Raw genomic sequence first — 12118 nt, forward strand, 5'->3', positions numbered from 1 at the left:
TCAGTCGCGTAGCTGGCTGCTGACGCTGACCTCTCCGGAGAGTACACGATGGATCGGGCAGGCATTGGCGATCTCCAGCAGACGCTGGCGCTGCTCGGCGTCGAGATCGCCGGCCAGGCGGATGTCGCGGCGGATATGGGTGAAGGGCTCCGGCTTGGTGCGTTCCTCGACGATGTTCAGTTGCACGTCGATACCCTCCAGCGGCCACTCCTTGCGCTGCGCGTACATCGCCACGGTGATCGCCGTGCAGGCGCCCAGCGCCGAGAGCAGGATCTCGTGCGGCGAGGGACCGCTGTCGGCACCGCCGAGGGCGGCCGGCACGTCGCTCAGCCACTGGTGGCTGTCGTCGCCGAGGGTCACGCGATAAGGGGTGGTGCCGAGGGAAGCGTTGACGACCTGGGTAGCCATGGGGTTTCTCCTGTGCATGGGGGGGGCGTGCCGGAACCTCGGGTTCCGGCGAAGCGGCGTTCCGATGAAAACACCTGGACGGAAAACGACACAAGGCACCCGATGGTCGGAGTGCCTTGTGTCCGGGACAGCGGCGAAGCCGGCTTACTTCTTCGTGCCGAAGCTCTGGATCAGGTTGGCGTACGCCGGCAGGTGGCCGCCGAGGATGGCACCGAAGCCTTCGATGTCGTTGCGCCAGTCGCGGTGCAGTTCGCAGCCGACGCTGAACCAGTTCATCAGTTGCGCGCCGGCGGCGGTCATGCGCGCCCAGGCGGCGTCGCGCACCACCGGGTTGAAGGTGCCGGAGGCGTCGGTGACGACGAATACGTCAAACCCCTCCTCCAGCGCCGAGAGGGTCGGGAAGGCTACGCAGACATCGGTCACCACGCCGGCGATGATCAGTTGCTTCTTGCCGGTGGCCTTGACCGCCTTGACGAAGTCCTCGTTGTCCCAGGCGTTGATGTTGCCGGGGCGGGCGATGTACGGGGCCTGCGGAAACATTTCCTTGAGTTCCGGCACCAGCGGGCCGTTGGGGCCATCCTCGAAGCTGGTGGTGAGGATGGTCGGCAGGTTGAAGAACCTGGCGATGTCGGCCAATGCCAGGACGTTGTTCTTGAACTCGTCCGGGCTGAAATCGCGGACCAGGGAGAGCAGGCCTGCCTGGTGGTCGACGAACAGCACCGCCGCATCGTTCTTGTCGAGTCGCTTGTAGGTGAAGGACATGGTGTTTCTCCGGTCTCGGGCGGCGTCCGTCGCCGCGCGGTGTGAAACGAAGCGCCTCCTGGGAGGCAAGCATGGGCGGTCTCGGGAGCGCACGCCGCCCATCAAGAGTAGTGACAGCGACAGCGATTTACTGCCCGGTAAAATGCGAAAACGGTGTTCTCGATACGAGAACAATGCCATTCCCCGGGCGCGCTACGCTTGCCCTGCCATTGTCTTTCCCGTACGTGCGACGCGCGCATCCCCTTACCAGGAGTTCTCCCGCATGCGACAGTCTGCCTCCCGATTGTTTCGAGATTCGCCATGAGCCTGCGCCTTGAAGACATACAGGCCTTCCTCAACGTGGTCGAGCTGGGCAGCATCAGCGCCGCCGCCGAACGCATGAGCCTGTCCAAGTCCGTGATCAGCAAACGCGTCAGCGACCTGGAGCGCCACCTCGGCGTGCGCCTGCTCTACCGCTCGACGCGCAACGTCGAGCCGACCGAGGCCGGCGGCTTCTTCTACAAGTCGGCCAAGGCCTCGCTGCAGGACCTGAACAACGCCGCGGAAAGCGTGGCCCTGCGCGAGAACGACCTGTGCGGGGAATTGCGGGTGATGGCGCCGATGAGCTTCGGCACGCTCTGGCTGGGGCCGCTGGTGATGGAATTCATGGCGCGCAACCCGCGCCTGGAAGTGGTCCTGCAACTGGACGACCGGATCGTCGACTTCGAGAAGGAAGGCTACGACCTGGCGATCCGCATCACCCGCCTGCAGGACAGCTCGCTGATCGCCCGCCAACTGGGCACCAGCCGCCGGGTAGTGTGTTGCAGCCCGGAATACCTGGAACGGCACGGCCCGCTGCAACGCATCGAAGACATCCTCTGCCATCCCTGCATCGGCTACAGCCACAACACCCCGTCGCAGCTATGGAGCTTCGAGCCGCGGGTGGCCGGCGAGCCGGCGCGGATGATCACCCCGCGCGGACGCTTCAACACCAACAACGGCCAGACCATGCGCGACGCCGCGGTGCGTGGCCTGGGCCTGGCGATGCTGCCGCTGTTCATCGCCGCCGAGGACCTGGCCGCCGGCCGGCTGGTCGAGGCCCTGCCGCAGGAGCGGCCGCTGGACGACCTGATCTACGCCATGTATTCGCGAGCGGCAACCCTCTCGCCGAAGGTGAAGCTGTTCGTCCAGTTTCTCCAGCAGGCCCTGGGCAGCCCGCCGTGGGGCGTACGCTGAGCCTCGCTCAGCGCTTGCGACAGACGCTCAGCCCGTCGCCGATCGGCAGCAGCGAGTAGTCCACCCGCGCGTCGTTCTTCAGCGCCAGGTTGAGCTGCTGGATGCCGCGGGTATCCGCACTCTTCGGCTGCGCTTCGAGCACCCGGCCGCTCCACAGCACGTTGTCGAAAAGCACCAGCCCACCCTGGCGCACCAGCGCCAGCGCGGCCTCCAGGTATTCGGGGTAGTTGGCCTTGTCGGCGTCGATGAAGGCCAGGTCGAATTGCCCGGCCAGGCCTTCGGCGAGCAACGCACGCAGGGTTTCCAGGGCGGGCCCGAGGCGTAGCTCGATGCGCTCCTCGACAGCGGCTTCGCGCCAGTAGCGGCGCGCAGTCAGGTGGTAGTCGCCGGGCAGGTCGCAACAGGTAAGACGCCCCTGCTCGCCAAGGGCGGTAGCCATGCACAGGGCGCTGTAGCCGGTGAAGGTGCCGACCTCCAGCGCCCGCCGCGCGCCGATCAGGGTCAGCAGCAAGGCGATGAACTGGCCCTGCTCGGGGGCGATCTGCCAGCGTGCGTTGGGCAGCTTCGCGGTTTCCTCGCGCAGGCGGGTCATCAGCGGGGTTTCCCGCAGCGAAACGTCCAGCAGGTAGCGGTAGAGGTTGTCGTCGAGGTTGAGGGTGCGGGTGGTCATCGGCCCGGACCTCCCCGCCTCAGGGCACCCGCGCCAACGGCGACGGCGCGACCAGCACGCGCTTGGCGTCCAGGTACGCGCGTTGCCAGTAGCTGTTCTGCAGGCTGTCCAGGCGCACCGTGCCGCCGGTGCGCGGCGCATGCACGAAGCGACCCTCGCCGACGTAGATGCCGGCATGGCTCACGGTGCGACCACCGGAGGTGGCGAAGAACACCAGGTCGCCGGTCTGCAGGGCCTGCACCGGCACGCTGGGCGCGCGCATGGAAATCATCTCGCGGGTCGAGCGCGGCAGCTTGATGCCGGTCATGTCGCGGTAGACGAAGTTGATCAGGCCGCTGCAATCGAAGCCCGAATCGGGCGTGTTGCCGCCCCAGCGGTAGGGCGTGCCGACCAGGCCGAGGGCACGGAACAGCACATCGTCGGCGGCGGGCGAGAAATTCGTCGCCGGACGGAATACGACCTGTTTGGCGGGCGCGGGGGGCGGCGCTTTGCTGGCGCAGGCGGTAAGCAGCGCAGCAAAGGCGAGGATCGAGAATCGGGCCAGTGCATGCATAGTGGAAGCCTTCCTGGTGAGGAATGCTTCCACTTTGCTACGACAAGGAGTTAAACGCAATACTTAAAGTAAAACTTTAAGTTTAGCGCTTGCTCGTCAGGGCATCCTTGTAGCCGGGTTCGAGCACCCGCTTGGCTTCCATGTAGCTCAGGCTCCAGTAGCTGGAGTCCAGGCTGTCCACCCGCACCCCGCCGCCGCGACGGCTGGCGGAATGGATGAACTGGCCATCGCCGATGTAGATGCCGGCGTGGCTGACGCGACCACGGCCACGGTTGTTGAAGAACAGCAGGTCGCCGGGCTGCAGCTCGTCCTTGGAGACCAGCGGTACGTCCATATCGATGAGTTCGCGGGTGGAGCGCGGCAGCTTGATGCCGGCCTCCTCGCGGAACAGGTAGCCGACGAAGCCGCTGCAATCGAAGCCTTTCGCCGTCGTACCGCCGAAACGGTACGGCGTACCGATCAGTTCGAAAGCGCGCTCGAGGATGCTGGACGCCAGCGCAGGCGTACCAGCCGATGAATTGTCCGCCCCTTCGTCCTCAACATCCTGCCAAGCGATCGCGTCGCGTTCGACGTCGATGCTGCTCTTGGCTGCGGTCGGCTCTTTGGCGACCTGCGGCTCCGGCGAATGGCTGGCGCAAGCGGCCAGCAGCAGAACGAAACTCATGGGCACGAGGGGTGCTAAGCGTTTAAGCATGGGCACGACCGTGTCTCATTAGTTTTACTAGCGGGCTAATTTGCCTTCTCGATCAATCCTATGCAAGTTTTTTATCGATAAATGTGACTTACCACCTGCGGCATGATGTCTAAGGCTCGTCCTGTCATTTTCACATCGACCCGCTCGCTGAGGTCGGTCACGCCAGGATTCACCTCCGCGGTGAAGCCTCCCGCCTGCCGCGTGCGCAGCACCGGTTCGACGATATAGGGGAAGCTCGCGGTGGTTCCCACCACCAGCACCGCATCGAAGCCTTTGCGCAATTCGCGGTACAGGGTATCGATCGCCTCTTCCGGCAACATTTCCTCGAACAGCACCACCGGCGGCCGCAGCACCCCACCGCAAGCGGCGCAGCGCGGCGGCAACTGGCCGTGCAGATGCTCCTCCAGGCCGCCGCTCTCGGCACCGCAGGACTGGCAGTAGAGCGGCGCCAGTTCGCCATGGATCTCGATCAGCCGCTCGGCCGGCGAGCCGGCCTGGCGATGGAAGCCGTCGATGTTCTGGGTCAGCACCCAGCATTCCGGCTTGTGCTTCTGCAACTCGGCGATGGCTTCGTGGCCGGCGTTGGGTCGGGCCGCCAGGCAAGCCTTGCCAAGTTCCGCGAGGTACTTCCAGCACAGCGCCGGATCGCGCCGCAGCATCGGTCCGGAAAGTGCCGCCTCGATCGGCAGGCCCTCTTCCGTGCGACCGTTGTAGAGACCGCCGAGGCCGCGATAGGTGGGCATACCGGAGTCCGCGGAGAGGCCGGCGCCGGTGATGACCAGGATGCGTTCGGCGCGCCGCAGGGCCTGGGCGACGGTGGCGATCGGGCTGTGGCTGTCCATGGTTGGCTCCTGTCAGGCTGGCGGATCGAGGGAAGCCGGCAAGCCGAGCCGGCGCATGCGCCCGAGCAGGGTCGTGCGCGGAATCCGCAACCGGGCGGCGGCCCGGGAGAGATTGCCGCGCGCCTGGCGCAAGGCGTCTTCTATCAGGTTGCGCTCCTGTTGCGCCAGCGCCTCGCGCAGGCCTCCGACCGCCGCGCTGTTCATCGAGAGCGCGGCCTCGCCGCCCACGGCCTCGGCGCCGTCGTCGGCGAACGCCACCTCATCCAGCAGTGCGCCGCCCTCCCCGTGCAGCAACAGGCTGCGCCGGATCACGTTTTCCAGTTGCCGGACGTTGCCCGGCCAGTCGCAGGCCAGCAACTGCGCCAGCGCCCGCTCGCCAAGAGCGGTGACACGCGGGTTGAGGCTGCGCGCATCGCGACGGACGAACGCCCGTGCCAGCAGTTCCACATCGCCGGGGCGCTCGCGCAGCGGCGGGATGCACAGGCTGCCCACGTCCAGACGGTAGTACAGGTCCTCGCGCAGGCGTCCCTCGGCGATCGCCTGGCGCGGCGGCTGGTTGCTCGCCGCGATCAGGCGCACATCGGCCCGCTGCGGGCTCAGGCTGCCCAGAGGCAGGTAGCTGCCGTCCTGCAGGACCCGCAGCAGCTTGCTCTGCATGGCCATCGGCATGGAATTGATCTCGTCGAGGAACAAGCTGCCGCCCTGGGCCAGGGCGAACATGCCCTTGCGGTTCTCGGCGCCGGTGAAAGCGCCGCGGGTGGTGCCGAACAGGGTACTTTCCAGCAGCGTCTCGGGAATCGCTGCGCAGTTCAGGCTGATCATCGGACCGCTGCGTCGCGGGCTCAGGGCATGGGCGCGACGGGCGAACAGTTCCTTGCCGGTGCCGGTCTCGCCATGGATCAGCAGCGGCAGGTCGGTGGCGGCGAAAACGTCCAGGCGCTGCAACTGCCGCAGCAGGCTCGGCGCCACGCTCAGGATGTTCGGGCAATCCGCCAGGCCTGCGGCCTCTTCGGTCTCGGCGACGACTTCGCCGAGTTCCATCGCGCCGAGCAGGCAACCGTCGCGCCCGCGCAGCGGGATCGCCCGGTGGCGATACTGCAACAGCTCGCCGCCGGCCCCCACGTAGGCCTGCAGCGTATCGATCGACGGCCGCCCTTCGGCCAGGCAACGCAACAGCGTGCTTTGCTCGGCCGCCAGCCAGGGAGCGCTCTGCAACAGGTGCATACCCAACGCCCGCTGCGGGTCGAGACCATCGAGCAGGCCGCTGGCACGGTTGTAGTAGACGAAGCGACCGGAGGGGTCGACCACCGTGACCGGTTGCCGCAGGCCGTCGAAAATCGGCGCCAGGCAGTCCACCAACCAGGCCAGTTCACCGCTTCGCGTGGAAATCGTCGGCTCCTCGACAAGCGCCATGCTCTCCCCCTCGGTTTCCCGGATGTCGAAATCTCGTCAGTTGTCCCATCTTCGACGCAGCGCGACCGAGCATCCTTGGCGTGGATCAACCAAGCCCTCGGAAAACCAGGAAAATCCTCCGATTTATCAAGGATTTCCAAGGCAATTCCCGGGCGTTGGCTGGCGCGTGGCTTGCAACGACCTCGTCGTCCCCACACGAGGAAAATCGTCATGTTCAAGCACATCATCGCTCGCACGCCCGCCCGCAGCCTGGTCGACGGCCTGACCTCCAGCCACCTCGGCAAGCCGGACTACGCCAAGGCCCTGGAGCAGCACAACGCCTACATCCGCGCCTTGCAGACCTGCGACGTGGACATCACCCTGCTGCCGCCGGACGAACGCTTCCCCGACTCGGTGTTCGTCGAGGACCCGGTGCTCTGCACCTCGCGCTGCGCCATCATCACCCGCCCCGGCGCCGAATCGCGGCGCGGCGAGACCGAGATCATCGAGGAAACCGTGCAGCGCTTCTATCCGGGCAAGGTCGAGCGCATCGAGGCACCCGGCACGGTGGAAGCCGGCGACATCATGATGGTCGGCGACCACTTCTACATCGGCGAATCGGCCCGCACCAACGCCGAGGGCGCCCGGCAGATGATCGCGATCCTGGAGAAACATGGCCTCAGCGGCTCGGTGGTGCGCCTGGAAAAGGTCCTGCACCTGAAGACCGGGCTCGCCTACCTGGAACACAACAACCTGCTGGCCGCCGGCGAGTTCGTCAGCAAGCCGGAGTTCCAGGACTTCAACATCATCGAGATCCCCGAAGAGGAGTCCTACGCCGCCAACTGCATCTGGGTCAACGAAAGGGTGATCATGCCCGCCGGCTATCCCCGGACCCGCGAGAAGATCGCCCGCCTCGGCTACCGGGTGATCGAGGTGGACACCTCCGAATATCGCAAGATCGACGGCGGCGTCAGTTGCATGTCGCTGCGCTTCTGAACCATGCCGCGGCGGACCGACCCGCCGCCTCCCGCCGTCGCACCCCGGCGCAGGCTCCGCCTGCGCCGGGCGCGACATACCGGATGCAGTTTCGGAGGTGCCACATGGCCGATTCGGACAAGGGAAAACTGGGGCTGCCGGCGCTGACCGCGCTGGTGGTGGGCGGCATCATCGGCAGCGGCATCTTCAGCCTGCCGCAGAACATGGCCGAAGGCGCAGGCGCCGGCGCGATCCTGATCGCCTGGGCGATCACCTTCGTCGGCATGCTGACCCTGACGCGGATATTCCAGTGGCTGTCGACCACCCGCCCCGAACTGGACGACGGCGTCTACGGCTACGCCCGCGAAGGCTTCGGCGAATACCTGGGGTTCAATGCCGCCTGGGGCTACTGGATTTCCGCCTGGGTCGGCAACGCCGGCTACCTGGTGGTGCTGTTCAGCGCCCTCGGCTCGTTCGGCGCGCTGGCCTTCTTCGGCGACGGAACCACCTGGCCGGCGCTGCTCGGCGAATTGACGGTGCTCTGGCTGATGCATGCCTTCGTCCTCCACGGCGTGCACAACGCGGCGATCACCAACGCCATCGTGACCCTCGCCAAGGTGGTGCCGATCGCCCTGTTCATCCTCTGCGTAGCCCTGGCCTTCCGCATCGAGACCTTTCACCTGGACTTCTGGGGCAGCCCGGCCCTGGGCAGCGTCACCCGCCAGGTGGAAACCACCATGCTCTACACCGTCTGGGTATTCCTCGGCATCGAGAGCGCCACGGTCTATGCCAGCCACGCGCGGCACGCGGCCGATGTCAGCCGCGCAACCCTGCTCGGCTTCGTGGTCACCCTGCTGTTGCTGGTCTGCGTCTCGGTGCTGTCGCTGGGCGTGGTGCCGCAGCACGAACTGGCGCAGATGAAGAACCCCTCGATGGCCCAGGTGATGGCCGCGGCGGTGGGCCCCTGGGGCGCCACGCTGATCAACGTCGGGCTGATCGTCTCGGTCGGCGGCGCGCTGCTGGCCTGGACCATGCTCGCGGTGGAAATGCTCTACCTGGCCAGCCGTGGCCCAACGCACACCGCGCCGGCACTGTTCGGCCGCACCAATACGGTGGAAACCCCGGCGCCGGCACTGTGGCTGACCAGCACGCTGATCTCTGCGCTGCTGCTGGTGGCCTTCCTCAACGCCTCGGGCTACAACGCGCTGATCCAGTTGGCCACCTCGATGGCGCTGATCCCCTACCTGCTCTGCGCCGGCTTCTGCCTGAAGCTGGTGGCGCGCCGCCCACACTCGGGCGCGATGCTGGCGCTGGCGCTGTTGGGGACGCTCTACGGGGTCTGGCTGATCTACGCCGCCGGGCTGAAATACCTGCTGCTGTCGATGATCCTCTACGCGCCAGGCCTGGGCTTCTTCCTGCATGCCCGTCGCCAGCGCGGCCTGCCGGCGTTCGGCAATCGCGCCGAAGGCAGCGTCGCGGCGCTGGTGCTGGTCCTCGCGCTGGCGGCGCTGTGGATGATCGGCAGCGGTCGGCTGAGCCTCTAGCTCAATGATTGACCGTATGTGCCAGCATCACCGACAGCTGGCACAGCGGCCGGCCGCTCTCCTCGCGCCACTGGTTGAAGGCTCCCTGGACGGCCGCTAGGTCCTTGAGGCTGGTGGGCGGCTTGTCGATGATTTCCTGGGCCTTCAGCGCGGCGACCATGTCGTCGCTGGGAATGAAGGTGTCCTTGCCGGCCATCCGCAGGAAACGCGGCGCCGACAAGCCGCCGAGCTGGTTGCCGCGCTTGGACAGCAGCTTCCACAGGCCGACGATGTCGGTTTCCGGCCAATCCGCGAGGAAGTTGCCGAAGCTGCCATGCTCGCGGGCCAGGTCGAGCACCATCTGCGCATTGCGCGGCACGCTCTTGAGCTTGCCCAGGTGGCGGATCAGGCGGGCGTCCTGCATCAGCCGCTCGAGATGCTCGGCGCTCATGAGCACGACCTTCTGCGGATCGAAGCCGAAGAACACTTCCTCGAAGGCTGGCCACTTGGCGTCCACCAGGCTGTGCTTGAGGCCGGCGCGGAAGATCCGCAGGCTGATCAGCGACAGGTAGCGGTCGTCACCCACCGCGCGCAGCTCGGCGGCGCTCTTCGGCTGCGGCAGGCGCGCTTCCAGCGCCTCCCTGGAGCCGAAGCGGTTCAGGCAGTATTCGTACATCCAGGCGTAGTCGCGCATCGGGAATCCTTGCAGACCGGAGAGAAGAACTGACCCGCGGCGCGGCTCAGAGGTTCATCACGTCGAGGAAGCGCGGCGTGGCGTTCTCGTCGATGCGCAGGTTGGCGAAGTCGAACAGGTTGCGGTCGGCCAGTTGCGACGGCACCACGTTCTGCAGGGCGCGGAACATGATCTCGGTACGCCCCGGCGATTTGCGTTCCCATTCCAACAGCATTTCCTTGACCACCTGGCGCTGCAGGTTCTCCTGCGAACCGCAGAGGTTGCAGGGGATGATCGGGAACTCCTTGAGCTGGGAATAGGCCTCGATGTCCTTCTCGCTGCAATAGGCCAGCGGCCGGATCACCACGTTGCGCCCGTCGTCGGCCAGCAGCTTCGGCGGCATGGCCTTCAGGGTGCCGCCGTAGAACATGTTGAGGAAGAAGGTCTCGAGGATGTCGTCGCGATGGTGACCGAGGGCCATCTTGGTCGCGCCGATCTCGTCGGCGAAGGTGTACAGCGTGCCACGGCGCAGGCGCGAGCACAGCGAGCAGGTGGTCTTGCCTTCCGGGATCTTCTCCTTGACCACCGAGTAGGTGTCCTTCTCGACGATGTGGTACTCCACGCCGATCGACTTCAGGTACTCCGGCAGGACGTGCTCGGGAAAACCGGGCTGCTTCTGGTCCATGTTCACCGCGACGATCTCGAAGCGGATCGGCGCGACCTTCTGCAGGTAGAGCAGGATGTCGAGCATGGTGTAGCTGTCCTTGCCGCCGGACAGGCAGACCATGACCTTGTCGCCATCCTCGATCATGTTGAAGTCGGTGATGGCCTCGCCGGCCAGGCGGCGCAGGCGCTTCTGCAGTTTGTTCTGATTGACCGAAAGGGTGCCCATGGTGCTCTGGAATCCGGGTGTTCGAGGAGAAAAGCTGGCTATTTTACGCACAAAGCGACGCCGACCCCAGCCCCTCCCGACGCCCGATGCTAGTCTTGTCCCATGACTCCCGACCTCGACCACCGCCTCGACCTCGCCGGGCAGATCCTCTGCCTGCTGCGCGAGCATCCCGAGGGGCTTTCCGAATACCAGTTGATCCAGCTGCTGAAGGCCCGCCATTCGACGCATATCCCCCATCGCGAACTGGCCGACAAGCTGGTGCTGTTCCGCACCCATTTCCTCCTGTTCAACGCGCTCTACCACCTGCGCGACCACCTCTGGGCCGAGCGCGAGGCGCACCTGGAGATCAGCCCGCTGAGCCTGCGCCTGCATCCTTACGTGGATGGCACGCAGGCGCTGGAACAGGGCGATCCGCTGCGCGACTACTACCTCGACCTGCGTCACCTGGGGGAGACCAGCGAGGCCGACGTCGAGCGGCTGCTGCAGAGTTTCTGGACGCGCATGCAGGGCAGCGAGGAGAAGGCTGCCGCCCTCGCCCTGTTCGAGCTGGAGGGCGCGGTCGACTATCCCGCCATCAAGCTGCGCTACCGGCAACTGGTCAGCCAGCACCATCCCGACCGCGGCGGCAGCACTGCGCGCCTGCAATCGATCAACAAGGCGATGGAAATACTGCAACGCTATTACAGCCGGCCGTGAAGCTTCGATTTGCTCTAAACCCGCGAGCGACGCGGGCTCGGGCCGTTCCTATACTGCGACATAAGGTCGCATAGGTCGGCCGAGCACCGGGTGGCGCTGTCCATGCGCGCCCGGCGCTTCGCTGGGGGGCGACCACATAAGAACGAGGAGGAAACGGCATGATCCATCATGTATGGGGGCTCTTCACCCATCCCGATCAGGAATGGCAGGAAATCCGTGGCGAAGAAGAAAGCATCAGCCACATGTACCTGACCCACATCCTGATCCTGGCTGCCATTCCGGCGATTTCCGCCTATATCGGCACGACCCAGGTCGGCTGGGTGGTCGGCGGCGGCGATCCGGTCAAGTTGACCCAGGCCAGCGCGTTGCAGATGACGGTCCTCACCTACCTGGCGATGCTCGCCGGGGTGGCGGTGATGGGCGCGTTCATCCACTGGATGGCGCGGACCTACGACGCCAACCCGAGCCTGACCCAGTGCATCGTGTTCGCCGCCTACAACGCCACGCCGCTGTTCATCGCCGGGCTGGCGGCGCTGTATCCGCACCTCTGGCTGGGAATGATCGTCGGGGTGGCGGCGATCAGCTACACGGTCTACTTGCTCTACGTGGGGATTCCCACCTTCATGAACATCCACAAGGACGAAGGCTTCCTGTTCTCCAGCTCGGTGCTGGCGGTGGGCCTGGTGGTGCTGGTGGCGATGATCGCCCTGTCGGTGATCCTCTGGGGCAGCGGGGTCGGCCCGGAATACACCAGCTGACGTCCAGCGAACGCATCGTACGACCGGGCCGCGGGCAACCGCCGCCCGGTTTTTTCTTGCCCGCC

General features: G+C 66.0%; 14 protein-coding genes. 5 read left to right on the top strand and 9 right to left on the bottom strand.

The genetic code is table 11. The features are described 5' to 3' along the window. Positions 1 to 408 carry an OsmC family protein gene (locus ACI766_RS19740; protein ID WP_003082478.1) on the bottom strand — a complete coding sequence of 136 codons (408 nt, stop codon included), beginning with the start codon at positions 406 to 408 and terminating at the stop codon, positions 1 to 3. 144 nt (positions 409 to 552) lie between these two features. After that, positions 553 to 1170, bottom strand: coding sequence for an isochorismate family cysteine hydrolase YcaC (gene ycaC / locus ACI766_RS19745; RefSeq protein WP_003082476.1), 618 nt, complete (start codon positions 1168 to 1170; stop codon positions 553 to 555). Positions 1171 to 1470: 300 nt separating this feature from the next. Here ycaC and ACI766_RS19750 point away from each other — a divergent pair, with 300 nt between their 5' ends. After that, on the top strand, positions 1471 to 2385 hold the full coding sequence (locus ACI766_RS19750) for a LysR family transcriptional regulator (protein WP_003082475.1): 915 nt from the start codon (positions 1471 to 1473) through the stop codon (positions 2383 to 2385). Between the two features lie 7 nt (positions 2386 to 2392). Here the strand turns inward: ACI766_RS19750 and ACI766_RS19755 are convergent, their stop codons facing one another. The 5 genes from ACI766_RS19755 to ddaR all read right to left on the bottom strand — a co-directional run bounded on the left by ACI766_RS19755 (position 2393) and on the right by ddaR (position 6557). Continuing rightward, the gene (locus tag ACI766_RS19755) at positions 2393 to 3055 is read right to left on the bottom strand and encodes an O-methyltransferase (RefSeq protein ID WP_003449153.1); all 663 of its coding nucleotides are present in this window, start codon (positions 3053 to 3055) and stop codon (positions 2393 to 2395) included. Positions 3056 to 3074: 19 nt separating this feature from the next. Further along, positions 3075 to 3608: a C40 family peptidase gene (locus ACI766_RS19760; protein ID WP_003082473.1), complete on the bottom strand. Its 534-nt coding sequence runs from the start codon at positions 3606 to 3608 to the stop codon at positions 3075 to 3077. Between the two features lie 82 nt (positions 3609 to 3690). Beyond that, positions 3691 to 4308, bottom strand: a complete 618-nt coding sequence (locus tag ACI766_RS19765) for a C40 family peptidase (RefSeq protein WP_003082470.1) — start codon at positions 4306 to 4308, stop codon at positions 3691 to 3693. Between the two features lie 65 nt (positions 4309 to 4373). Then, complete coding sequence (locus tag ACI766_RS19770; RefSeq protein ID WP_003112457.1) at positions 4374 to 5144, bottom strand: NAD-dependent deacylase; 771 nt, start codon at positions 5142 to 5144, stop codon at positions 4374 to 4376. 12 nt (positions 5145 to 5156) lie between these two features. Further along, positions 5157 to 6557 carry a transcriptional regulator DdaR gene (gene ddaR, locus ACI766_RS19775; protein WP_003112458.1) on the bottom strand — a complete coding sequence of 467 codons (1401 nt, stop codon included), beginning with the start codon at positions 6555 to 6557 and terminating at the stop codon, positions 5157 to 5159. Between the two features lie 210 nt (positions 6558 to 6767). Between ddaR and ddaH the strand changes: the two genes are divergently transcribed. Both ddaH and ACI766_RS19785 read left to right on the top strand, forming a co-directional pair. Next, complete coding sequence (ddaH, locus tag ACI766_RS19780) at positions 6768 to 7532, top strand: dimethylargininase (protein ID WP_003086612.1); 765 nt, start codon at positions 6768 to 6770, stop codon at positions 7530 to 7532. A 104-nt stretch (positions 7533 to 7636) separates the two neighbouring features. After that, positions 7637 to 9055, top strand: a complete 1419-nt coding sequence (locus ACI766_RS19785; protein WP_003449150.1) for a basic amino acid/polyamine antiporter — start codon at positions 7637 to 7639, stop codon at positions 9053 to 9055. A 1-nt stretch (position 9056) separates the two neighbouring features. On the opposite strand, the gene ACI766_RS19790 is transcribed toward ACI766_RS19785, so the two are convergent. Beyond that, a complete protein-coding gene (locus ACI766_RS19790; RefSeq protein ID WP_003086605.1) occupies positions 9057 to 9728 on the bottom strand; it encodes a DNA-3-methyladenine glycosylase I in 672 nt (223 codons plus the stop codon). Between the two features lie 46 nt (positions 9729 to 9774). Further along, positions 9775 to 10599, bottom strand: a complete 825-nt coding sequence (gene ttcA, locus ACI766_RS19795; protein ID WP_003082462.1) for a tRNA 2-thiocytidine(32) synthetase TtcA — start codon at positions 10597 to 10599, stop codon at positions 9775 to 9777. A 102-nt stretch (positions 10600 to 10701) separates the two neighbouring features. On the opposite strand from ttcA, the gene ACI766_RS19800 reads away from it, so the two are divergent. Together ACI766_RS19800 and ACI766_RS19805 are read left to right on the top strand one after the other, a co-directional pair. Beyond that, the gene (locus ACI766_RS19800; protein WP_003082458.1) at positions 10702 to 11295 is read left to right on the top strand and encodes a DNA-J related domain-containing protein; all 594 of its coding nucleotides are present in this window, start codon (positions 10702 to 10704) and stop codon (positions 11293 to 11295) included. Between the two features lie 158 nt (positions 11296 to 11453). Next, the gene (locus tag ACI766_RS19805; RefSeq protein ID WP_003082455.1) at positions 11454 to 12053 is read left to right on the top strand and encodes a Yip1 family protein; all 600 of its coding nucleotides are present in this window, start codon (positions 11454 to 11456) and stop codon (positions 12051 to 12053) included. Positions 12054 to 12118: the final 65 nt, after the last annotated feature.

It is taken from the genome of Pseudomonas sp. DL (genome assembly GCF_047199225.1).
Taxonomy (GTDB): domain Bacteria; phylum Pseudomonadota; class Gammaproteobacteria; order Pseudomonadales; family Pseudomonadaceae; genus Pseudomonas; species Pseudomonas aeruginosa.